This is a genomic window from Pontibacterium sp. (assembly GCF_964228735.1).
Lineage (GTDB): Bacteria > Pseudomonadota > Gammaproteobacteria > Pseudomonadales > Balneatricaceae > Pontibacterium.
This window is the reverse complement of the sequence record NZ_CAXRBQ010000177.1, coordinates 1-20,437: the sequence shown is the minus strand read 5'-3', so window position 1 is coordinate 20,437 and position 20,437 is coordinate 1. Positions and strand designations below refer to the sequence as shown.

The 20,437-nt window shown below is 51.9% G+C and carries 24 protein-coding genes and 1 tRNA gene; 13 read left to right on the top strand and 12 right to left on the bottom strand.

The genetic code is table 11. The features are described from left to right. The first annotated feature begins 748 nt into the window (after positions 1 to 748). The 3 genes from ACEQ15_RS18825 to ACEQ15_RS18815 all read left to right on the top strand — a co-directional run bounded on the left by ACEQ15_RS18825 (position 749) and on the right by ACEQ15_RS18815 (position 3,251). Complete coding sequence (locus ACEQ15_RS18825) at positions 749 to 1,528, top strand: radical SAM protein (protein ID WP_370280797.1); 780 nt, start codon at positions 749 to 751, stop codon at positions 1,526 to 1,528. Between the two features lie 160 nt (positions 1,529 to 1,688). Beyond that, the gene (locus ACEQ15_RS18820; RefSeq protein ID WP_370280796.1) at positions 1,689 to 2,789 is read left to right on the top strand and encodes a malate dehydrogenase; all 1,101 of its coding nucleotides are present in this window, start codon (positions 1,689 to 1,691) and stop codon (positions 2,787 to 2,789) included. A 54-nt stretch (positions 2,790 to 2,843) separates the two neighbouring features. Beyond that, complete coding sequence (locus tag ACEQ15_RS18815) at positions 2,844 to 3,251, top strand: secondary thiamine-phosphate synthase enzyme YjbQ (RefSeq protein WP_370280795.1); 408 nt, start codon at positions 2,844 to 2,846, stop codon at positions 3,249 to 3,251. A gap of 57 nt (positions 3,252 to 3,308) precedes the next feature. Here the strand turns inward: ACEQ15_RS18815 and ACEQ15_RS18810 are convergent, their stop codons facing one another. The 8 genes from ACEQ15_RS18810 to ACEQ15_RS18775 form a co-directional block, all read right to left on the bottom strand. Next, complete coding sequence (locus ACEQ15_RS18810) at positions 3,309 to 3,878, bottom strand: chemotaxis protein CheW (RefSeq protein WP_370280794.1); 570 nt, start codon at positions 3,876 to 3,878, stop codon at positions 3,309 to 3,311. Between the two features lie 2 nt (positions 3,879 to 3,880). Then, positions 3,881 to 4,639, bottom strand: coding sequence for a hydroxypyruvate isomerase family protein (locus ACEQ15_RS18805; protein ID WP_370280793.1), 759 nt, complete (start codon positions 4,637 to 4,639; stop codon positions 3,881 to 3,883). 26 nt (positions 4,640 to 4,665) lie between these two features. Next, positions 4,666 to 5,595, bottom strand: a complete 930-nt coding sequence (locus tag ACEQ15_RS18800) for an NAD(P)-dependent oxidoreductase (protein ID WP_370280792.1) — start codon at positions 5,593 to 5,595, stop codon at positions 4,666 to 4,668. A 20-nt stretch (positions 5,596 to 5,615) separates the two neighbouring features. Continuing rightward, on the bottom strand, positions 5,616 to 5,948 hold the full coding sequence (locus tag ACEQ15_RS18795) for a TusE/DsrC/DsvC family sulfur relay protein (protein ID WP_370280791.1): 333 nt from the start codon (positions 5,946 to 5,948) through the stop codon (positions 5,616 to 5,618). 2 nt (positions 5,949 to 5,950) lie between these two features. After that, on the bottom strand, positions 5,951 to 6,247 hold the full coding sequence (gene tusB, locus ACEQ15_RS18790) for a sulfurtransferase complex subunit TusB (RefSeq protein ID WP_370280790.1): 297 nt from the start codon (positions 6,245 to 6,247) through the stop codon (positions 5,951 to 5,953). 11 nt (positions 6,248 to 6,258) lie between these two features. Next, a complete protein-coding gene (gene tusC / locus ACEQ15_RS18785) occupies positions 6,259 to 6,624 on the bottom strand; it encodes a sulfurtransferase complex subunit TusC (RefSeq protein ID WP_370280789.1) in 366 nt (121 codons plus the stop codon). Between the two features lie 3 nt (positions 6,625 to 6,627). Beyond that, positions 6,628 to 7,020, bottom strand: a complete 393-nt coding sequence (tusD, locus tag ACEQ15_RS18780) for a sulfurtransferase complex subunit TusD (RefSeq protein WP_370280788.1) — start codon at positions 7,018 to 7,020, stop codon at positions 6,628 to 6,630. A gap of 84 nt (positions 7,021 to 7,104) precedes the next feature. After that, on the bottom strand, positions 7,105 to 7,785 hold the full coding sequence (locus tag ACEQ15_RS18775) for a Bax inhibitor-1/YccA family protein (RefSeq protein ID WP_370280787.1): 681 nt from the start codon (positions 7,783 to 7,785) through the stop codon (positions 7,105 to 7,107). A gap of 294 nt (positions 7,786 to 8,079) precedes the next feature. Here ACEQ15_RS18775 and ACEQ15_RS18770 point away from each other — a divergent pair, with 294 nt between their 5' ends. The 4 genes from ACEQ15_RS18770 (at position 8,080) to ACEQ15_RS18755 (ending at position 12,055) form a co-directional block, all read left to right on the top strand. Beyond that, positions 8,080 to 8,820: a pseudouridine synthase gene (locus tag ACEQ15_RS18770; protein WP_370280786.1), complete on the top strand. Its 741-nt coding sequence runs from the start codon at positions 8,080 to 8,082 to the stop codon at positions 8,818 to 8,820. Positions 8,821 to 8,905: 85 nt separating this feature from the next. Then, on the top strand, positions 8,906 to 9,904 hold the full coding sequence (locus tag ACEQ15_RS18765; protein ID WP_370280785.1) for a thioredoxin family protein: 999 nt from the start codon (positions 8,906 to 8,908) through the stop codon (positions 9,902 to 9,904). Positions 9,905 to 10,061: 157 nt separating this feature from the next. Next, on the top strand, positions 10,062 to 10,814 hold the full coding sequence (gene mtnN, locus ACEQ15_RS18760; RefSeq protein WP_370280784.1) for a 5'-methylthioadenosine/S-adenosylhomocysteine nucleosidase: 753 nt from the start codon (positions 10,062 to 10,064) through the stop codon (positions 10,812 to 10,814). A 62-nt stretch (positions 10,815 to 10,876) separates the two neighbouring features. Then, entirely contained in the window at positions 10,877 to 12,055 is a 1,179-nt protein-coding gene (locus tag ACEQ15_RS18755; RefSeq protein ID WP_370280783.1) for an alanine--glyoxylate aminotransferase family protein, read from the top strand. A 98-nt stretch (positions 12,056 to 12,153) separates the two neighbouring features. Here ACEQ15_RS18755 and ACEQ15_RS18750 read toward each other — a convergent pair whose 3' ends face one another. The 3 genes from ACEQ15_RS18750 to ACEQ15_RS18740 all read right to left on the bottom strand — a co-directional run bounded on the left by ACEQ15_RS18750 (position 12,154) and on the right by ACEQ15_RS18740 (position 15,261). After that, complete coding sequence (locus tag ACEQ15_RS18750; RefSeq protein ID WP_370280782.1) at positions 12,154 to 13,827, bottom strand: hypothetical protein; 1,674 nt, start codon at positions 13,825 to 13,827, stop codon at positions 12,154 to 12,156. 182 nt (positions 13,828 to 14,009) lie between these two features. Continuing rightward, positions 14,010 to 14,504 carry a TlpA disulfide reductase family protein gene (locus tag ACEQ15_RS18745; RefSeq protein ID WP_370280781.1) on the bottom strand — a complete coding sequence of 165 codons (495 nt, stop codon included), beginning with the start codon at positions 14,502 to 14,504 and terminating at the stop codon, positions 14,010 to 14,012. Next, positions 14,494 to 15,261, bottom strand: a complete 768-nt coding sequence (locus ACEQ15_RS18740) for an alpha/beta hydrolase (protein WP_370280780.1) — start codon at positions 15,259 to 15,261, stop codon at positions 14,494 to 14,496. Before ACEQ15_RS18740 ends, ACEQ15_RS18745 begins: the two co-directional genes overlap by 11 nt. A 73-nt stretch (positions 15,262 to 15,334) precedes the next feature. Between ACEQ15_RS18740 and ACEQ15_RS18735 the strand changes: the two genes are divergently transcribed. Together ACEQ15_RS18735 and ACEQ15_RS18730 are read left to right on the top strand one after the other, a co-directional pair. Next, positions 15,335 to 16,204 carry an NAD(P)-dependent oxidoreductase gene (locus ACEQ15_RS18735; RefSeq protein ID WP_370280779.1) on the top strand — a complete coding sequence of 290 codons (870 nt, stop codon included), beginning with the start codon at positions 15,335 to 15,337 and terminating at the stop codon, positions 16,202 to 16,204. Positions 16,205 to 16,274: 70 nt separating this feature from the next. Next, positions 16,275 to 16,412 carry a hypothetical protein gene (locus ACEQ15_RS18730; RefSeq protein ID WP_282355287.1) on the top strand — a complete coding sequence of 46 codons (138 nt, stop codon included), beginning with the start codon at positions 16,275 to 16,277 and terminating at the stop codon, positions 16,410 to 16,412. Between the two features lie 81 nt (positions 16,413 to 16,493). Here the strand turns inward: ACEQ15_RS18730 and ACEQ15_RS18725 are convergent, their stop codons facing one another. Next, positions 16,494 to 17,345 carry a DUF1853 family protein gene (locus ACEQ15_RS18725; RefSeq protein WP_370280778.1) on the bottom strand — a complete coding sequence of 284 codons (852 nt, stop codon included), beginning with the start codon at positions 17,343 to 17,345 and terminating at the stop codon, positions 16,494 to 16,496. A gap of 62 nt (positions 17,346 to 17,407) precedes the next feature. On the opposite strand from ACEQ15_RS18725, the gene ACEQ15_RS18720 reads away from it, so the two are divergent. The 4 genes from ACEQ15_RS18720 to ACEQ15_RS18705 all read left to right on the top strand — a co-directional run bounded on the left by ACEQ15_RS18720 (position 17,408) and on the right by ACEQ15_RS18705 (position 20,374). Continuing rightward, positions 17,408 to 17,710 carry an excinuclease ABC subunit C gene (locus ACEQ15_RS18720; protein WP_370280777.1) on the top strand — a complete coding sequence of 101 codons (303 nt, stop codon included), beginning with the start codon at positions 17,408 to 17,410 and terminating at the stop codon, positions 17,708 to 17,710. A 77-nt stretch (positions 17,711 to 17,787) separates the two neighbouring features. Further along, a complete protein-coding gene (gene uvrC, locus ACEQ15_RS18715; RefSeq protein ID WP_370280776.1) occupies positions 17,788 to 19,629 on the top strand; it encodes an excinuclease ABC subunit UvrC in 1,842 nt (613 codons plus the stop codon). 32 nt (positions 19,630 to 19,661) lie between these two features. Further along, complete coding sequence (gene pgsA, locus ACEQ15_RS18710; protein WP_370280798.1) at positions 19,662 to 20,210, top strand: CDP-diacylglycerol--glycerol-3-phosphate 3-phosphatidyltransferase; 549 nt, start codon at positions 19,662 to 19,664, stop codon at positions 20,208 to 20,210. A gap of 88 nt (positions 20,211 to 20,298) precedes the next feature. Beyond that, positions 20,299 to 20,374 (top strand) — tRNA-Gly (locus tag ACEQ15_RS18705). The last annotated feature ends 63 nt before the right edge of the window (positions 20,375 to 20,437 follow it).

The window sequence follows — 20,437 nt, the reverse complement described above, 5'->3', positions numbered from 1 at the left end:
AATGAGGGTGTACACCGGGTAGTAGAACCAGATACCTAACGAGGCCCTAATAGTCAGCTTCTTGCCTGTAGGGGAAGCTACTCGGTCATTAACTAAGGGCTCTTTTGTCGTAGGCCTTTTCATGCCTATTACTCTGCGGTGTTTCCGCCACTTATCTTCGATTGTTTCAATGAGGAAGCAACCAGGTAAATCTACTTGATGACCGGTACCACCTGAAGTTCAAGCGCCCCGCGCTCCAAGGTCTGCTCCGGGTCGGAAACTGACCAAATGTCCAACCCCAGATGTCAATTCTGCACTATTCTTGGTGGGATGAGTTTGACGTCGCAATAGGGGGGGATGAGTACTAAGTCTAGTGTTTGGAATGACGAGAATGTTTACTTATATGAAGAGGCCCAGCTCGAAGGGGAGTCTCCAGCTTACCTTGAGGCGCAGCGCAGATTTAAGGTCGATATGAACAATGAAGCTTATCAGTGCGTAACTGTCGAAATTGAGCCTGAAGCAATGGACCGGCTTGCGCAGGCATGGCTGAAGCATCGAGGGCTAGTCTGATGGACTATCAAGTTGATGACTTCAATTGAGGCAATCTGGTCAATATAAGGAAATCCAGCCACGGATTCTAATCCAAAGGGGACGGCTAGGAATTAAGGCGGTTATTAGTATCCTATTTTGGTATAAGTACTAAAACTAAGTATTTGAAAAATAGAATTAATTTTATTCTTAGTACCCTAAGAATGGAACTTCTCTTGCAATGTATACAGCGCCGCAGAAGAAGTTTAAACCCAAGGCGGAAGATCAGGTGCTGGAGGAGATCCAGCGCTGCGGTGAGCAACTCGCAGGCGTAAGACGAATCTTTCTGGCGGATGGTGATGCGATGGCGCTGTCGTTTCGACGTCTGAAGACGATCCTGGAAGCGATCCGCGAGCATATGCCGTCGGTTACCCGTATCTCCGCCTACTGTCTGCCCCGCAATCTCAAGAACAAAACCGTTGAAGAGCTGCAGGAGTTGCGTGAACTGGGTTTGGGGTTGCTCTACATCGGCGCTGAGAGCGGCGATGATGAGGTTCTGGAGAAGATTCAGAAGGGCGAGACATACCGCTCAACCTGTGACGCGCTGCTTAAGGCCAAGGCTGCGGGCATGAAAACCTCAGTGATGATCATCAACGGCATGGGTGGTGTGAAATACAGTGAACAGCATGCCCTGGCATCCGCCCGCCTCGTGAACGAAACCCAGCCGGACTACTTTGCCACGCTGGTACTGTTTTTCCGCAACGGTATGGATAAGGTTCTGGACGGCTTTGGAGGTGACTTCGAGATGTTGGACCAGCATGGCCTCTTCAAAGAGATGGAGATTATGCTTTCCCATACCGAGTTGGAGAAAACCGTTTTCCGCAGCGATCACGCATCAAACTATCTGGTCCTGAAGGGCGTTTTAGGACGTGATAAAGACAAAATGGTCTCTCAGATCCGTACCGCACTGGATCATCCCTCCCTGATTTCTCTTCGCAACGAAACCACTAGAGGCCTGTAACCCCCCGTAGTTACAGGCTTTGCGAAAAACGGCCAAAATCGGCCAAATTGCGTCTCGTGGTAACAATTTCTTAGTAATTTCTGCTTACTTTGCTGTATAAAAGAATATACTTTTGTCTAAAGTAAATATAATTATAACGATATAACTAAGGGTTATTGTAATGAGACGTCCTGTACGAATTGCTGTCACTGGCGCGGCCGGTGCAATCAGCTACAGTTTGCTGTTTAAGATCGCAGCGGGGGAGATGATGGGTAAAGATCAGCCTGTTATCCTTCAGCTGATCGAGTTGCCACATGCAATGGAATCCCTGCGTGGTGTGGCTATGGAGCTGATGGACTGCGCTTATCCTTTGCTGCACACCATTACCTTGCACGATAACGTTGAAGATGGCTTCAAAAACGCCCACTACGCACTGCTGGTTGGTGCTAAGCCGCGTGGTCCGGGCATGGAGCGCCGTGATCTGCTCGAAGAGAACGCCCAGATCTTCGCGCGTCAGGGTAAAGCGCTGAACGACTATGCCAACCGTGACGTAAAAGTGCTGATCACCGGCAACCCGGCGAACACCAATGCGCTGATTGCCAGCCGCAACGCACCGGATCTGAGCCCGTCGCAGTTTACCTGCCTGACGCGCCTTGATCACAACCGTGCGAAGGGTATTCTGGCAAACCACTGTGGTGCAACCACCCGTGATATCGGTGGCATCATGATCTGGGGTAATCACTCTCCGACTCAGTACCCGGATCTGCACCACGCGACCATCCTCGGTAAGCCAGCTATGTCCCAGATCGATACCGCCTGGTACCGTGAGGAATTCATTCCTAAGGTTGCCAAACGTGGTGGTGAGATTATTGAAGCGCGTGGCCAGTCCAGTGCGGCCTCTGCAGCCCAGGCGATTGTCGACCAGATGCGTGACTGGGTGCTGGGTACCGAGCCGGGTGAAATCATCAGTATGGGTATCCTCAGTGACGGCAGCTACGGCATCACCAAAGGCATCTTCTACTCCTTCCCGGTAATCTGTAACTACGGCCGCTACCAGATCGTACACGATATCGAAGTGAACGAGTTCAGCCGTCAGCGCCTGACTGCAACCGAACAGGAGCTGCTGGATGAGAAGGCCGCGGTAGAAGAGATGCTGCCGAAGGAAACAGAGGCGTCTCATCAAAACCTGTCTATCTGTCTGCGCTCCGGTGTAACCCTGTATGCGGACAACACAGGCCCGGATGCGGACTCCAAGTTCATGACCACAAACCGCGTACTCTGATTGCTGTAGAGAACCACGGTTGATAAAGTGCCCCTCAAATGAGGGGCATTTTTTATGGTAACAACACTCAGTGTTAAGACAGGCCGGCAGGGCTTGTTCGAGTTTACATCTCAGTTGCAGAAGCTGGTTGCGCAATCCGGTATCAATGATGGCTTGTGTTCGCTGCTGATCCAGCATACGTCTGCCAGCCTGACGATTCAGGAAAATGCAGATCCGAGTGCGAAGGTGGATCTGGAAAACTGGATGAATCGCTTGGTGAAGGAGAACGATCCGCTCTATACCCATACTTTGGAGGGGGCGGATGATATGCCGGCGCACATCAAAGCGGCGCTAACATCAACAACGCTGTCGATCCCGATCTTAAACGGCCGTTTGGCGCTGGGAACCTGGCAGGGTGTTTACTGTTGGGAGCATCGCCACCACGCTGGATATCGTCAGATTGTGGTGCACATCGGCGAGTAGTGGGGAGGGGGCCTGCGGCAGTTACCGCAAGCTCCTTTTGTGTGATCAGCGAGTTGATCAGGAAGATGCAATCTCGCTCGGACCTTCTTCAGAGTCGTCCGGGGTGATGCTGGTCAGCATCTTCATGATATCCAGCAGGATGATCAGGATGCCGTTGTGGTAGCAAACGCCCTGAACGAAACGACGGGTAGATTCGTCGCTGGTTACACTCGGTGCGCGATCCACGTCGTTCTGTGGCAGGTTGATTACCTCGTCCACGCTATCAACAACGATCCCGATTACTTCCTGTTCGTTGTATTCGATGACGATAATGCGGGTATCGTCGTCGGTTGGTACTGTCTGCAGGCCAAACAGGCGGCGGGTATCAATAACCGTCACCACGTTACCACGCAGGTTGATGATGCCGAGTACGTACGGCTCTGCGCCTGGTACCGGGGTCATTTCACTGTAGCGCAGTACTTCTTTGACCTTGATAACATCGATGCCGTAGAGCTCGTTGTTCACCTTGAACGTTGCCCACTGGTGGTAGACAACATCATCCTGATTGTTATTAGTTTGCTTCGCCTGATCCTGTGCGACGCTGCTGAGATATTGTTGTAGATCTTCTGCGGCTTGTTCCAGACCCATGATTACTGTCCACCTATTATCGGTTTAATCTGAGTTAACCCACTCAGCGTGTCTGCTGCGGGAACATACTCCAGGCTGATTACACCCGAGTATCCCATAGCGTCTAGTGCTTTGAAAAGATTCGGAAAGTTTATCTCTCCTGTACCGGGTTCGTGTCGGCCTGGCACATCGGCAACCTGAATGTGTCCGACCTCTGAAAGGTTATTTTTCAGGGTGGTTGTCAGGTTTCCTTCCATAATTTGCATATGGTACACGTCGTACTGTAATTGCAAATTTTCGATATTGTAATGTTCTTTTATTTCAAATAGTTGCGAGCTTCTATTGAGAAAGAATCCAGGAATATCCTGGGTGTTGATTGCTTCCGCCATCAGCTCGATACCGTGCGCTGCCAGGGTTTCTCCGGCTTGCTCAAGGTTACGCGCAAAGGTGCGCTCTGCGTCCTCGTGGGAAATGCCTTCCGGCTTGATCCCTGAGAGACAGTTAATTTTTTTAACGCCCAGTGCCTCGGCGTATTCCAGTGCCTGTAGCAGACCGCGATCGAACTCGTCGATACGATCCGGGTGGCAGGCAATACCACGCTCTCCGCCTGCCCAATCTCCTGCTGGTAGGTTGATCAGTACCAGCTCCAGGTTGTTGTGCTGCAAGGCGAGTTTGATCTCGTCAATACTGAGCTCGTAGGGAAACTGGATCTCCACCAGCTCAAAGCCAGCCTTTGCTGCCGCATCAAAGCGATCGATGAGCGGCAGTTCGGTAAACAGCATGCTCAGGTTAACGGCAAAGCGTGCCATCAGTTCTTCTCCACCAGATCCGGACGCTGGGTGTCGCGTTCACCCAAACGGGCGGGCTGGTTAAGTGACTCAAGTTGCAATAAGAGGCCGCTGTGGTCGCAGTTTTCCATACCCTTCGAGACCATATTAAGATACTCGTCATACACCCGCTGAGTTAACGGCAGCGTCAGATCCTGCGCGTGCGCCGTATCCAGAATAGTTCGCAAATCTTTCAGTTGCACTCGGGATGTCGCGCCGGGCATAAAGTTGCGGTCGATCATGCGTTGCCCATGAAGCTCCAGAATACGGCTGTTGGCAAAGCCGCCCAGCAGTGCTTCACGCACTGCTGCCGGATCTGCGCCACCTTCAGCAGCGAGAAGCAGGGCTTCAGATACCGCACCGATGGTAATGCCAACAATCGCCTGGTTAGCGCATTTTGCCAGCTGTCCAGAACCGGCCGGGCCGATGTAAGTGGCTGACTTGCCGAGTACATTGAACAGGTAATCGGCCTTTTCGAAAACTTCTTTATCTCCACCTGCCATAATCGACAGCGTGGCTTGCTCTGCACCGACGGTACCGCCGGATACCGGGGCATCCAGATAGTCCAGTTTGAGGGCGCTCAGGCGTTTGGCGTGATCTTTTGCCAGCTCTGGCGGAATGGAGCTCATATCGATAATGAGTGTACCGGGACGACACGCTTCGGCAGCGCCTTGGGTAAACAGAACATCGTCCACAACCGGGCCATTTTCCAGCATAGTGATCACGACATCTGCACTTGCTACCGCTTCGGCTGGTGTATCGGCGACGTCAGCACCCCAGGCTTCCAGGGCTTCCGCTTTAGCGCGGGTACGGTTCCATGCGGTAAGGGGATAGCCTGCGTTAAGAAGATTAGTGGCCATTGGCAGGCCCATCAGACCGATACCCAGAAATGCTACCGTCGGTAAACTCATTCTTGCTCCTTAAGCCTGAATTACAGGCAATTGGTTGGCTTTGGCAGGCCTGCGATCTTTGCGGCCAGCTTTGCCGGGCTGTCGGGAAACAGCTTCATCAGATAGATACTTTTACCCTTATCGGCACCTAGCGCCTGTCCTACAGCTTTCACAAAAGGACGCATGGCCGGGGCATGCTCAAATGTTTGATAGAAATCGCGAATCACGTTGATCACTGCCCAGTGCTCTTCGCTTAGTTCGACCTGTTCGGCGCGGGCGATCTCTTCCGCAACCGCTTCTGACCAGTCGCTCAGTTTTACGAGGTAGCCCTCGTCATCCACTTCAATAGGGGTTCCGTTTACAACCAGTGTCATAATCAGTACCAGCTCACCACTTTGTCTTGCTCGCAGGCAAGCTCCACAAAACCGCCATCATCTACAACGGTAAAGCGGGTACCTTTCAGGTCGTTCAGCCCACGGGCATCCAGGTCGGCCTGCAGGGCAAACAGCGTAACGTTTGCTGCGATCGCGTCGAACCGTGATGCGTGTGCGGGCAGGGTAGCCAGCACGCCATCTTCGATCAGTAACAGTGCATCACCGTCGGCAAGTGCATTCAGACAGCGCTCGAGGCACTGAGCGTTGCCGGGTGGCTGGTTCAGAGTGTGTAGGGCCATTACATCTGTTCTCAGAAGGTCAGAACCACATCGTGGCTCTGAATCAGTTGTTGAATTGCTTTCTGGTCAACCACAGTTGGGTTGTGGTCCAGTTGATCAGAGGCCAAGCCGTGGGTGTTTAGGCTGCTTTCACAAACAAACAACTGGTCGATGTCGTACATCGGCAGTGCAGCCAGATTGGCAGACAGGTTCTTTTGGCCAATCTCTTTGGCCTGATGGCCTCCAAGCAGCTGGAAAATGCCATCGTCCGCGAAGAGCAGGCTGATCGGCATTTCGAATACACCGCAGGTCAGGGCAACATCCAGTGAGTCTCGGGCATTGGAGCGGCCGTAAGGAGCGCGGCGATTGATAATCAGTACTTTCTTTTTATCAGACATCACTCAGGCTCCAAAGGTGACAACGCGATCAGACTGGGCGATTGCATCGGCAAGTTGTCCCAGTCCGGATAGTTCAAAACCATCGGCCAGATTGGAGCCGGATTTGCTGTAGCGGCCTGCCTCTTTATCGTCCAGTACACCACGGCGTACAGCGGCGGCGATGCAAACTACGAGATCCAGATCATGGTCGGCTGCCAGAGCTTGCCAATTGGCCGGAATGTTGGGCTCATCCTGAGGCGGAGACGCTAAAGCGCTGCCGGTGTGCACGCCGTCACCATAAAAGAAAACACGGTGCAGGTCATGCCCTTTATCAAGAAGAGTTTTCGCGAAGCGGTAAGCCGTTTCAGCGGATTGACAGCTATAGGGTGCAGCCTGAACAACAATTGAAAATTTCATTGGCAAGTTTCTGTAATAGAAAGAAAAAAGCCCCATAATCTTAGCAGATTACGGGGCTTTCGCAGAGAGGCTAAAACTGGACGCTTAGTCGTCCATTGAGAAGCCAGCCAGAGCTAGCAGGTGCACGAACAGGTTGTAGATGTTCAGGTACAGGCTAACGGTTGCCATGATGTAGTTGGTGTAGTGACCGTTAACGATGTTGCTGGTGTCGTACAGGATGAAACCCGCCATCAGCAGTACGATGAACGCAGAGAACGCCATGCTCATTGCGCCAACTTCGATACCGAACATTGGTAGTACGAACAGGGCAACCATTGCGATCAGGCCTACAATCAGACCCGCAGACAGGAAACCGCCCATGAAGCTGAAGTCTTTCTTGGAGGTCATCACGTACGCAGATAGACCCAGGAAGGTCAGGGCAGTCATACCCAGCGCAGTCATTACGATCTGACCGCCATTTGCCAAGCCAAGGTAGTGGTTAAGCAGTGGGCCAAGTCCGAAGCCCATCAGGCCGGTGAACAGGAAGACCAGTGGCAGTGCAGCAGCGCTGTTCTGCTTTTTGTTCAGAACAAACAGCATAATGAAGCTAACGAGGATGCTACCAATGTACACGATGAACGGAGGATTCATCGCCATGGAGATGCCCGCGGTTACAGCACTGAATACCAGTGTCATACCCAGCAACATGTAGGTGTTGCGGATCATTTTGTTTGTAGACAGTACCGATTGTTCCCTGCCGGCACTGTAGGTATCAACGTTACGCATGTTAGTCCTCATGGTTTTCTTGTTGCGTTAAGCTATTTATAGGGATTAAGAGAGCTTTTTCAAGATAAGGTTCAGACTTATCGGATACTTTATAGGATAAATCTCTTTTACTTTCATTAAGATAGCTAAAGCGCAGTATTTTTCGATGTAATAGTTCGAATTTTCTATAAGTATTGCTCTAAAAAGTTCGTCTAAACCATAGGTGAGCGATCGTTTTGGGGCAAGGCTTGTTTGATCTGGGGTAAGCACTTAAACTCTCCCGCCTTTGATTTCCTAAGTAGAAGTACCCCAGTTATGTGTGAGTTTGACCTAGAAATCCTCTTTGAGGATGACAACCTGATCGCGATTAATAAACCGTCGGGTTTGCTTGTGCATCCAAGCTGGATCGCTCCACGTAGCACGCCGAATCTCACCAGTATGCTTAAGGAGTACCTGCAGGGTACCGCCTACACCATTCATCGTTTGGATCGCCCAACCTCGGGTGTGATCGTGTTTGGTAAGAACAAAGAAACTGCGCAGCGCATGAATCATATGTTTGCAGAGCGTGAAGTCCAGAAAACCTACCTCTGTATGACCCGTGGTTATACGCCGGAAGGGGACATCATCGATTACCCGCTGAAGGAAAAGCTGGATAAGCTGGCGGATAAGATGGCCAACCCGGATAAGCCACCACAGGATGCAGTGTCGGAGTACCGCCGTCTGGGAACAGTCGAGTTGCCGATTCCGGTAGGCAAGTATCCGGTAGCGCGCTACTCCCTGGTTGAGGTTAAGCCGAAGACCGGTCGTAAACACCAGATCCGTCGTCATATGAAACACATCTCCCACCCGTTGGTGGGTGACACTAAGCATGGTGATGGTCGCCACAACAAGGCGTTCCGCGAGCACTTTGATCTGGATCGTCTGCTGCTGATGGCAACCGAGCTGAGTTTCCGCCATCCGGAATCAGGCGAACTGTTAACGCTGAAGGCACCGGTCGATAGTCAGGTTGATAAACTGTTCAGCCAGTTTGGCTGGTCCGGCCTTTATCCCGTATAACCGATTCCGGGCTGTTAGAGCTGCAAGGGTCGCGTAATGTGGCCCGATGAGCCAGAATGATCCCTAAAAAACAGGGAGAAGTCTGATGCGTTTTGTTGCGGTTCTGCTTACATTTCTGCTTGCCTGTGCGTCTGCGCAGGCCGAGTCTACCCGTCTGCTCAAGTATGACGGCGGTGAAATTCCTTCCCCTTACTGGTTCAAAGACAGCTTTCTTGATCTGGCCGATGATGTTGAAGAGGCCGCAGAAAGCGACAAACTACTCATGTTGTATTTTCATCAGGCGGGGTGCCCGTACTGTTACAACATGATTCAGCAGAACTTCCTTGATCCGCAACTGGCGCCCTTTATTCAGGAAAAGTTTGATGTTCTTGCATTGGATCTTTGGGGCGATCGAGAGGTTGTGTTGCCTGATGGAACCGAACTGCCTGAAAAAGAACTCGCCGCGCAGTGGAAGATTCAGTACACCCCAACGCTGATTTTTCTTAACAGAGAGGGGGAGATTAGCCTGAGAATTGATGGTTATCGTCCCAAGCCGGTGTTCTTGCAGATTCTGGACTACGCATTGAGCGGTAATACCGGTCCCGGTTTAGCACAGACGTTGATCAAGAGCAGCGGCGATGAGATGTATCCTGAGCCCTTTATTCTGGAAACCCGTGATCTGTCGTCGTTGAAGGGCAAACTGACCGCGGTGTTGCTGGAATACCCAGGCTGTGACGACTGTGAGGCGCTGCACCGCAATGCCATTGCGCGTTCCTCTGTATACGACCAGCTAGAGCAATATCAGGTGGTTCGTTTTGATGCGACAAGTGACAAGCCGCTCACGTTACCCGATGGGCGATCCATTACACCGGCGAAGTGGGTCGCTGAGCTGGGCGTTACCTACTACCCAACAACCATTCTGTTGGATGAATTCGGTACCGAGCGGTTTCGTGTCGGCGGATATGTGCAGTCTTTCCATTACGCTACGGCACTTGAGTATGTAAGCCGCAAAGGGTACGAGCAGTTTCCCGAATTTCAGCGTTTCCTCAACGATCGTGCCGACCGATTGCGGACCCAGGGCAGCAAGGTTGTGATTACGGAATAACCGCATTGCAGCGTTTCTGATTCCCGTTTCTATACCAATACGCAAATACCCTGCTAAAGATAGTGTTTTAGCGGGGTTGCGCTATTGTTTTGCCCCGCGCTCTGCGGTAATTTTCCAGTTCTATTTCAACCCAGTTTTTAACGGTTCAATACAACCTATGAGCGCGCAACAGAGTCTGCAGGACACAATTAAAGAGAAAGATGGTGCAATTCGTATCGGTATTATCGGTGCGATGGATGAAGAAGTTGAGCTGTTAAAAGCCTCGCTGGAAGGACGCGAGGACCATGAGATTGCGGGTTATCACCTGTTCACTGGCCGTATGCACGGTAAAGATGTTGTCGTACTAAAATCCGGTATCGGTAAAGTAAATGCTGCGATCGGCACCACACTGCTGCTGCGCGAGTTTCAGCCGGATGCGGTAATCAACACCGGTTCCGCTGGCGGCTTCGACCCTGAACTGAATGTGGGCGATATCGTGATCTCTACCGATGTGCGCCACCACGATGTGGATGTAACCATCTTTGGTTACGAGCCGGGTCAGGTACCGGGTTTGCCTGCAGCGTTTGAGCCGGAGCCACTGTTGGCGGACGTGGCGGAGCGTTGCATCAACCGTATGGAAGGCATGAAGACCGTTAAAGGTCAGATCGCGACCGGTGATGCGTTTATGAACGATCCGGAGCGTGTGGCGCGTACCCGCGAGGTATTCCCACAGATGCAGGCGGTGGAGATGGAAGCTGCAGCGATCGCGCAGACCTGTCACCAGTTTGGTACGCCGTTCATCATCATTCGCGCGTTATCTGATATTGCGGGTAAAGAATCCAACCTTTCATTTGAGCAATTCCTCGTAACCGCTGCCAAGCACTCCGCTGAGATGGTGATGGCAATGGTTGATGAGATCGCAGGACAATAATAATTCTTAAGGAACGCCCGGTCGGGTTTGCCCGGCCGGATGCGGTATGAGGCACACCACTGATGAAGTCATCGTTTAATCCCCCTGTTCGCACCTTGATGGGCCCGGGTCCGTCCGATGTAAGCCCGCGCGTACTGTCTGCGCTGGCGCGTCCAACTATCGGTCACCTGGATCCGGAATTCATCCATATGATGGATGAGATCAAGGAGATGCTGCAGGCGCTGTTCAAAACTCAAAGTCCACTGACCCTGCCTGTTTCTGCGCCGGGTTCTGCCGGTATGGAAGCGTGCTTTGTAAACCTGGTTGAGCCGGGTGACAAGGTGATCGTCTGCCAGAACGGTGTATTTGGTGGTCGTATGAAGGAGAACGTTGAGCGCTTTGGTGGCGAAGCGATCATGGTGATGGATGACTGGGGTAAGCCGGTCGACTTAGACAAGGTCGAAAAGGCGCTGGCTGAAACCGACGATGTAAAAGCCCTGGCATTTGTTCACGCGGAAACCTCAACCGGTGTGCGTTCTGATGCCGAATCTCTGTGCGCGCTGGCGCAGAAATACGGCTGCCTAACCATTGTTGATACCGTAACCTCACTGGGTGGTATCGACGTGGATGTAGATGGCTGGGGAATCGACGCCGTGTATTCCGGCACCCAGAAGTGTCTCTCTTGCCCGCCAGGCATCTCGCCGGTGGCATTCAGCGAACGTGCGATCGAAGCGGTGAAAAACCGTAAATCCGCCGTGCCAAGCTGGTTCCTTGATAAGAACCTGGTGATGGGATACTGGAGTGGCGGCGGCAAACGCGCGTACCACCACACTGCACCGGTTAACTCTCTGTATGCATTGCATGAATCATTGGTGATGCTGTTTGAAGAGGGGCTGGAAAACACCTGGGCTCGTCACCAGCAACACCATGAGGCGTTGCGCGCGGGTCTGGAAGCGATGGGTATCAACTTCCTGGTGGAAGAGGAGTACCGTCTGCCTCAGCTGAACACCGTGTATGTGCCAGAAGGTGTTGATGAAGCGGAAGTGCGCAGCCGTTTGCTGAAGGATTACAGTCTGGAGATCGGTGCAGGCCTGGGTTCGCTTGCCGGTAAAGTGTGGCGTATCGGCCTGATGGGTAGCTCTTGCTCTCGCCGTAACGTAATGCTGTGCCTTGCCGCACTGGAAAACACACTGTCTGCATTGGACGCGCCGATCAATCGGGGCGTGGCAGCGCTAGCGGCTGAAGCGGTCTACAACGCTTAATACCACCAATAGACACACTTTTTAAAAAGCCATTACGCGAACACTTTGTAAGCGTAATGGCTTTTTTTGTGCGGCTTCCGTTTAAGTTGGGTCGCGTTTTATAGACTGCTTGTCGTACCGTTTTGACCGTTGTTTTTAAGATACGCTTTTGCGTGTGCTAAGCGGCTCAGGTCAGTGTCGGCATTTTTCGAAACATTGATCAGTTGCCGGTAATAACTCTCGGCCATTTTGATATTGCCACTCGATTCCCAGGCAAACCCGGCACCATAGAGGCTATTCAGTCGGTTCGGATTACGTTCCAGGGACGCCTGGTATTGCTGTAACGCGTCCTCAAAATGCCCCATATCCAGCAACATATCTGCGTACAGTTCATGTGCTGACAGTACTTCGCCCGGGGTGATCGGGTGTTTCTCTGTTGAGGCCTCGAGCTCGGCAGCTTTTCTCATTAGAGACAGTCCCTGAGTCTTCTTACCTTCCACGTAATGCAGCCAGGCCAGGGCGGTCTGATGCTGAATTTCAATCTGTGTCGCCCAGTAGGCTTGGGATGCGGGAAGCTGGGCTTTTAGCTCCGCCAGCCTGTTGAGGTCACTCTGTGCTTGGTTGGCGTTACCCATCCGAGCAGCACCCAAAGCTCTGGCGAAATGGGTGATCGCCTCCATGGCGGGGAATTTATCCCACGGATAGCTATTGGGCGTCCGTGCAGTCAGGGATGCGGCACGCTGCCACTGCTGCCGCTCCAGTGCGAGGCGTGCGGGCACCGCTGCCAGGGCATAGGCGGAAGCACCATGGGATTGAATAGGTGTGTTGATCGCTGCCAGTGTTTCCATCACCTCTTGCGCTTTTTGGTCTTCTGCGCCTTGCAGGTACGCGTAGGCAAGATAATCGAGTGCGTGCAGATAGTGTAGTGAGAGTGGCTTACCTGCACTGCTTCTGAGTGCTGCGTCAGCAGATTTCTTGTTCCATTCAATCGATTCCTGCCAATAGCCCAGGCGGGTAAAGATGTGAGTGGGCATATGCAGTGCGTGAGGAATATCCGGTGCGATATTGCCATAACTGCGGGCGGTATCCAGTGCGTGATGGGCCAGTGGTGGGTAATCGTAAGCGTGGATGCTGTAGTGATGGCCACCTGGGTGGTCAGATACTATCTTCAATACCTGTTCGGCAATCGTGCCAGCCTCGTGCTGCTTGGTGTAAGACTTATCACTGGGATCGACGGTTCCCAGGTGCGCTACTGCATAGATTGCTGCGGCTTCGATGTCTTCAGGAAAGCGCTGATGCACGCCATGCCAGGCATTAGCGAAGCGGGTTAAGCGTGGTGCTTCATTAGCTTCCCACTCACCAGAGAAGTAGGCTTCCAAGGCGTCAATATACGCATGCTCCCATTCGGTCTTGTTGCCGCGTTGCTTGGCCTTATTCACCAGCATTACTGCCTGGTCGAATTCATCCTTACTGGGCGGGTCAGACCAGAGTGGATGAATGTAGGTCATAGCTTCACCCCAATATCCCATTGCGCAGTCGGCATCGGCCTGCGTGGCTGCTCTGAAGGCGAGCCTGGATTCGGAATACGTCATATGGTGGAGCAGGGCGAGGCCCCGATTAACAGAAGGTTGAGCTGCTTCCTGGCAGGAGGTGTTGAATTCAACGCTGCCCAGCTGTTGGCTATCGGAAGGGGCGGGCGAGGTTGTGTAACCGCTTTTCTCGCCTGTTTGATCTGTGGCCGTGCAGGCGCTCAACGCCATCGCCAGCGGGGCCAGTATTAACAACCATCTCATGATCAATCTCCTTGGATTGATGTCTGTATGATGAATTGTAGTTCTGACTAGCTAATGCGGGCGGTATGGGCGCCGTCTAAAGCGGTATGAGGAGATTTTGAGGTGTGCTGTTGAGCGTAGCGGAGGAAAAGTGCGATAAATGGCAAGCCTCGTAGGTGTCCCTTCGACGCTTGCCTTTTGATTTAACGTTGGATTGCGCTTTCGATCAGCTGTACCTCGCGCTCTTCATCCCACTCCCGGCTGCCTGAAATGGTTTTGATCAAGTTGCCTTCGCGGTCAAACAGGAAGCTCATCGGCAGACCACGGATGCCAAAGTCTTTGAAGGTGCGACCGGTTTCATCGAGAAGAATAGGGAAGGTGAGCTCGGTATCAAGGCCCATCATAAAGCTCTCGACTGCTGCTTGAGATTCACCGGCGCTGATTGCCACGATTTCAAAATCTTTTTCTGGAAATTTATCGTGCAGACGCTGCATGGACGGCATCTCTTTCACGCACGGCGGACACCAGGTTGCCCAGAAATTCAGCAAGATGACTTTGCCTTTGTACTCGGACAGTTGGATTTCCTGTTCGTCCACATTGGGGAAACTGAGGTTGTAGAGACTGCTGTTTGCATACGCTCCGGTGGAAGCCAGTAATGCGATACAGAGTAGGCAGAGTGTACGCAGTTTAGTTTTCATTCAGTGTCTCCATGGAGTTTATCGCGGACATTATATCCAGATGGAATAGCGATTTTCGACCGACTTCCTGTGGGGTTATATCCGGGCGTTGCCAAAAGCCATCACGCACCCCGCGAATTAATGTTGATGTTACTGAGGCTCCGCCTGCGCGCAGCGTGTTTTCAACCTCCTCCATCCACCAGATGCGCGTAGATTGATCCGGCTGGAGAATAACAATCGGGACCGGGCAACGCTTAGCGGCGGGTATAAAGCGCACCGGCTGCATGGGTTCGGGCTTGTGCAGGTAGATACTTGGGTTGAGTAACACCATGCCCGCCACGGCAGATGCATCGGCTGCGATACCGTTGAGTGCTGCAACTGCACCGCGGCTTGCACCTACGAGGTAGACCGGCTGATTGGCCTTTTGTTTCACCCAGTGGATGAATCGGGCGATTAGGGCGCCATCCATCTCTGCCATGCTTGAATAGGCCCGCGGCAGGAAAAACACCTCGAACCAATTGGGCTGATAGACACTGAACCCCTGTGAAGCGAGTTGATGCGCGACCGCTTGCTCTGTGAAGTCGCCATAGTGGGGCTCGAACCAGATAATCGCGGCTTTTGAGGGCCTTTCGTTACCATAAAACAAAAAGGGGATTTCCGTATCGTCGATGAGTACGTTATCTTCGATACTTTCGTTGGTAACTTGTTTTTGTCCGTAGCTCTGACTGCTGAGCAGAACAAGCAGTATCAGTGTGAAGAAGGGACGCAACGTTTTCATAATAAATTAGCTGATTCTAAAGTAGTCGGCATTTTAGCACCGCGTGAGATCACGTGAAATCAGGAATGAGAGTATGAAAGTCGCATTTATCGGATTGGGTGTTATGGGTTATCCCATGGCAGGACATCTTCAGAACAATGGTCACGATGTAACCGTATACAACCGCACCGGCGCTAAAGCGCAGCAGTGGGTAGAAGAGTACAAAGGTTCAAAAGGCGATACACCCGCTGAGGCGGCACAAGGCGCTGAAATCGTGTTTTCCTGTGTGGGTAACGATGATGACCTGCGTTCCGTGATTCTGGGTGATGCCGGTGCGTTTGCGGGCATGGCGGCTGGTGCGATTCTGGTAGATCACACGACTGCGTCTGCTGAAGTTGCACGCGAACTGAACGAGATTGCCGTTGAGCGTGGATTCGGCTTTTTGGATGCACCTGTGTCCGGTGGTCAGGCCGGTGCTGAAAATGGCGTGTTGAGTGTGATGGTAGGCGGAGAGCAAGCAACCTTCGACAAAGTGACCCCGGTGATCGAAGCATACTCCAAGGCTGTCGAGCTGATGGGACCAGCAGGTAGTGGTCAGTTGGCGAAGATGGTTAACCAAATCTGTATCGCCGGTTTGGTGCAGGGGCTCTCAGAAGGTATTCACTTTGCTAAAAAGGCAGGTCTGGATGTGCAGAAACTCTGCAGCGTGATCCAGCACGGTGCAGCCGGTTCGTGGCAGATGGTCAATCGTCATGAGACGATGGTCGAAAATGAGTTCGACTTTGGTTTTGCCGTCGATTGGATGCGTAAAGACCTGGATATCGCCCTGACAGAAGCGCGAAAGAACGGTGCGCAGCTGCCTGTAACCGCGTTGGTTGATCAGTTTTATGCAGATGTACAGAAGAGCGGAGGTGGGCGTTGGGATACCTCAAGCCTGATCCACCGTCTTGAGCGTGACAGCTGAAGCTATATATAATGCGCTTCGATTACAGATCTTAAAAATACTATAACGATTATTATTAGAGGACAGTTCTATGGATAAGTACGCGTTGATCTCTTTCGCGCCAAGCATCGCAATCGTAGCTGCAATGATTGTAGGTACCGGTTTTGCTATCAAGTGGCTGAAAGGCGAAATCGCTAAAGACGCTGCTGCAGCTGATCAGGCGAAGTAATAGCTCCGGGCGCCGGTTTCTTGCCGGTGCCCAGCTTTCCCTCTCATTTTTCGCCTGAATCTCTCCGTTTAACTCTCCAGTTCACCACCCATTCTGCACTACAAATCCCCGGTCCAGTTCACACCAGCCCTCATCGTTCTTTGTCAGCCGTACTATCAGTTGCGGGTGATGTTGCTCATTTAGTTCCTCATTTAGCTGATCGCTGGTAAAGAGCTCTGCTTCCGGAATAGCAGGGCGTGCGAGCCAGAACGGTTTGTTGAGAATTTGATAGCGTAATTGGTCGTCGAGAATTTGCGTGCGATGCTCGTTCCGCACCCACCATCCTCGAAGATGATTAGGATTGATTGAAGCGTGCAAGGTGGTGGTAGGTTGTCCAAGCGGGTAGAACAGATAGCCCTGAATCAACACGGCAGTTTGTGGGGTTTCCAAATTCAGTGCCTGTATTTTGGCGCGCCCTGCATCTGTTTTGCTGAGCCGAATCTGTTTGTACAGAAGTTTGTCCCACTTCAGGTCCAGGCGGTCTTTGCGGTTGGGGCCTTCAAAGTGTGACAACTCTGAGCCATCATGCGTGCACAGATAGAATTTCACTGCGCACTCAATATGGAGGGTGTTGCCCTGCGGGGTTTGAACGATAAAGTCGAATTCGCCGACTGTTCTGTTAGTGTCTTTTACTTGTATATTTCTTTTAATATCAGATATATATGCTGTTCTTTCTAGAACTGAGTTGAAGAGATCTTCATAGTAGTAGCCCAGTCGTCGTTGGATGCTTTTGGACCATTCTGTCGATTCCACACTCGTGTCTTCTAGAGCACTCATCTCTTTCAATAGGTGAACACCGTCCATGTCCTGAGGCAGGCTCATCAGAGATGGGGTGGTAAGCAGCCAACGGATATCCGCAAGAATGTTACGTGTGACGAAAGAATCAGTTAACAAGACAACCTCTTGGGCTTAAAGTAGTGGCAGGTGATTCATTAGTATTTTACAGGACCTCAGGAATGAGCAAATCTGATCGCGATTCTCTCCCTTTAAGTGAGCGTGAACGCAACCCGTTGCTGTCGGAAACCGACATTAACTACATTCTGGTTAACGGCGCGCAGATCGCATTGTCCAAATTGAAGCGATCCAAGACCGTGGAAGATAGCTTATTCTTCTATGCCGAGATTGGTGCCTATCTGGAGGTGTCGCTATCCCGTGGTGCTGGGATCAGTGACAGTACCCGAGAAGAGTTGCAGAAGTTGCACCGTGAAGCGACCCATGCGCACATGAATCACAACAAGGCTACCAACACCGCCCGCTGATCATTTAAGTAGAATCTACCTGTGTGGCCCCGGCTGCATGGGTGGCCCGCATTCCTTGTCAGAGATCTATTGTTGTTTTGAATACCGAATCGTTATCTGCTCCGTTTGATTCGAAAGCGTTCCTGAGTCGACTCACTGGCAGGCCCGGCGTATACCAGATGTATGACAGCGCCGGGGAGATTCTGTACGTCGGTAAGGCTAAAAATCTTAAAAAACGTGTCAGCAGTTACTTTCGTTCGTCCGGGCTGTCGGTAAAAACGCAGGCCTTGGTTGGCAAAATTGCTGATATTCAGGTGACGGTCACCAACAGCGAGACTGAGGCGTTGTTGCTGGAGCAAAACCTGATCAAACAGCAGCGTCCGCCCTACAATATCTTGCTGCGTGACGATAAGTCGTACCCCTACATCTTCATCTCTGACAAAGATACGTACCCAGCTATTCGTTTTCATCGCGGATCGCGACGACGCAGTGGGCGCTACTTTGGTCCGTTTCCGAGCGGCGGTGCGGTGCGTGAAAGTTTGAATCTGCTGCAGAAGATCTTTCGTATCCGGCAGTGTGATGACAGCTTTTTTAAGAATCGCGCGCGCCCTTGCTTGCAGTATCAAATCAAGCGCTGCAGTGGTCCATGTGTTGATTTGATAACGCCAGAGCAATACGAGCAGGACATTCGTCACGCGATGATGTTTCTGGAAGGCAAAAACAAGGCTGTCATGGATGAGCTTGCTGCGGAGATGGAAAAGGCCTCCGTTAACCTGGAGTTTGAAAAAGCCGCGGAGTTTCGGGATCAAATCATCAGCCTGCAAAAAGTGCAGGAGCAGCAGTATGTGTACGGTGCTGCGGGCGACGTCGATGTGATGGGCTGCGCGCTGAAGCCTGGCGGTGTATGTGTGCATATGCTGTTTGTGCGGGGCGGCCGAATTATAGGTAGTAAAATTTTCCATCCGAAGGTATCGGTGGAAGAGAGCGAAGCTGATGTGCTTTCAGCGTTTGTTGCGCAGTGGTACCTCTCGTCGCAGCGCGAAATCCCGAATGGAGTTATCACAACCTACCCGGTGGAAGATAAGGAGTGCATTGAAGAGGCGCTCAGCGAAAAGCGTGGTAAGCGAGTAACGCTGACCCACAGCGTACGTGGTGAGCGCGCCGGTTGGCAGCGTTTGGCACAGACTAACGCGGAGCAGCATCTGGCCTCCCATCTGGCGAACAAAAAGAATGTCTATAACCGTTTTCTGGAATTGCAGGAAGCGCTAGTGCTTGATTCAGTACCGCAGCGGCTGGAGTGTTTCGATATCAGTCACAGTTCCGGTGAGGCGACGGTGGCTTCCTGCGTGGTATTTGATCGAAATGGGCCGCTTAAACAGGATTACCGTACCTTCAATATTGAAGATATAACTGGCGGAGATGATTACGCCGCCATGCATCAGGCGCTTACCCGTCGTTATACGCGACTGAAAAAGGGCGAGGGCAAATTGCCCGATATCCTCCTGATCGATGGTGGCAAAGGGCAGGTGAGTCAGGCGATGGATGTGCTGGAAGAGCTGCAGATCACCGAGGTGCAGGTAGTAGGTGTGGCTAAAGGCCCAACCCGAAAAGCCGGCTTTGAGGTGCTGATCAATGGCCAGACAGGTGAAGAGATCACATTGGCGGGCGATTCCAGTGCGTTGCACCTGGTGCAGCATATCCGGGATGAAGCGCACCGCTTTGCAATTACCGGTCACCGGGCGCGACGGGGTAAAGCTAGAAAGCAGTCAGTATTGGAAGGAATACCAGGCGTTGGTCCAAAACGACGCCGAGAAGTTTTGAAGCATTTTGGTGGCTTACAGGAGGTAGAGAGAGCGAGTGTTGAAGAAATCGCAAAAGTCTCTACCATTAGCCGGAAACTCGCCGAAGAGATCTACTTGGCGTTGCATCCAGAAGTTTGACACACGAGGATAACGTGCTGTTTTCGATGAAGATTAAGATTCCTAATCTCCTCACACTTTTACGTATCGTTCTTATTCCGGTATTTGTTCTGGTGTTTTATTTGCCCTACAGCTGGGCGCCTTACTGGGCGGGTTTTATTTTTGCGCTTGCGGCGGTAACAGATTGGTTTGATGGTTACCTGGCGCGTAAGTTGGATCAGCAATCACCGTTTGGTGCGTTTTTGGACCCGGTAGCTGATAAGTTGATGGTTGCGGCAGCGCTGGTGATGATTGCAGAGTCTTATGCAAGTCCGCTGATTACAATTCCTGCAATCATCATTATTGGTCGTGAGATTGTTATTTCGGCTCTGCGTGAGTGGATGGCAGAGTTGGGCAAGCGTGGTAGCGTGGCGGTGTCCTATATTGGCAAGGTCAAAACAACCTTGCAGATGGCTGCGATTTTCTTCTTGGTATTGGCGCAGCCGGGCAGTGCGCTGGCGTGGGCGGCGATCGCGACACTTTACGTGGCTGCGGCTTTAACGCTGTGGTCGATGATCGAATACCTTAAGGCGGCTTGGTCTGATCTGACAGACGATCTGTAAGTGTTTAAAAAATAAGCGAAAATATTTTTTATTACAGTGTTGACATAGAATCTCGGGTCTCTATAATACGCACCACTTACCGAGCAGGGCGGAATTAGCTCAGTTGGTAGAGCGGAACCTTGCCAAGGTTCAGGTCGTCGGTTCGAGCCCGATATTCCGCTCCAATCCTCTCGGTAGGCGCCTTTAGGCAAAGAAAATGGCTGGATGGCAGAGTGGTTATGCAGCGG

Coding starts and splice junctions, on each gene's coding strand:
- mtnN (WP_370280784.1), top strand. CDS start 10,062: ATGAGCGCGCAACAGAGTCTGCAGGACACAATTAAAGAGAAAGATGGT.
- ACEQ15_RS18805 (WP_370280793.1), bottom strand. CDS start 4,639: ATGCTGTTTACCGAACTGCCGCTCATCGATCGCTTTGATGCGGCAGCA.
- ACEQ15_RS18755 (WP_370280783.1), top strand. CDS start 10,877: ATGAAGTCATCGTTTAATCCCCCTGTTCGCACCTTGATGGGCCCGGGT.
- ACEQ15_RS18825 (WP_370280797.1), top strand. CDS start 749: ATGTATACAGCGCCGCAGAAGAAGTTTAAACCCAAGGCGGAAGATCAG.
- ACEQ15_RS18800 (WP_370280792.1), bottom strand. CDS start 5,595: ATGAGTTTACCGACGGTAGCATTTCTGGGTATCGGTCTGATGGGCCTG.
- ACEQ15_RS18770 (WP_370280786.1), top strand. CDS start 8,080: ATGTGTGAGTTTGACCTAGAAATCCTCTTTGAGGATGACAACCTGATC.
- ACEQ15_RS18795 (WP_370280791.1), bottom strand. CDS start 5,948: ATGACACTGGTTGTAAACGGAACCCCTATTGAAGTGGATGACGAGGGC.
- ACEQ15_RS18740 (WP_370280780.1), bottom strand. CDS start 15,261: ATGAAAACGTTGCGTCCCTTCTTCACACTGATACTGCTTGTTCTGCTC.
- tusD (WP_370280788.1), bottom strand. CDS start 7,020: ATGAAATTTTCAATTGTTGTTCAGGCTGCACCCTATAGCTGTCAATCC.
- ACEQ15_RS18735 (WP_370280779.1), top strand. CDS start 15,335: ATGAAAGTCGCATTTATCGGATTGGGTGTTATGGGTTATCCCATGGCA.
- ACEQ15_RS18815 (WP_370280795.1), top strand. CDS start 2,844: ATGGTAACAACACTCAGTGTTAAGACAGGCCGGCAGGGCTTGTTCGAG.
- ACEQ15_RS18730 (WP_282355287.1), top strand. CDS start 16,275: ATGGATAAGTACGCGTTGATCTCTTTCGCGCCAAGCATCGCAATCGTA.
- tusC (WP_370280789.1), bottom strand. CDS start 6,624: ATGTCTGATAAAAAGAAAGTACTGATTATCAATCGCCGCGCTCCTTAC.
- ACEQ15_RS18720 (WP_370280777.1), top strand. CDS start 17,408: ATGAGCAAATCTGATCGCGATTCTCTCCCTTTAAGTGAGCGTGAACGC.
- ACEQ15_RS18750 (WP_370280782.1), bottom strand. CDS start 13,827: ATGAGATGGTTGTTAATACTGGCCCCGCTGGCGATGGCGTTGAGCGCC.
- tusB (WP_370280790.1), bottom strand. CDS start 6,247: ATGGCCCTACACACTCTGAACCAGCCACCCGGCAACGCTCAGTGCCTC.
- ACEQ15_RS18810 (WP_370280794.1), bottom strand. CDS start 3,878: ATGGGTCTGGAACAAGCCGCAGAAGATCTACAACAATATCTCAGCAGC.
- ACEQ15_RS18820 (WP_370280796.1), top strand. CDS start 1,689: ATGAGACGTCCTGTACGAATTGCTGTCACTGGCGCGGCCGGTGCAATC.
- ACEQ15_RS18745 (WP_370280781.1), bottom strand. CDS start 14,504: ATGAAAACTAAACTGCGTACACTCTGCCTACTCTGTATCGCATTACTG.
- ACEQ15_RS18765 (WP_370280785.1), top strand. CDS start 8,906: ATGCGTTTTGTTGCGGTTCTGCTTACATTTCTGCTTGCCTGTGCGTCT.
- ACEQ15_RS18775 (WP_370280787.1), bottom strand. CDS start 7,785: ATGCGTAACGTTGATACCTACAGTGCCGGCAGGGAACAATCGGTACTG.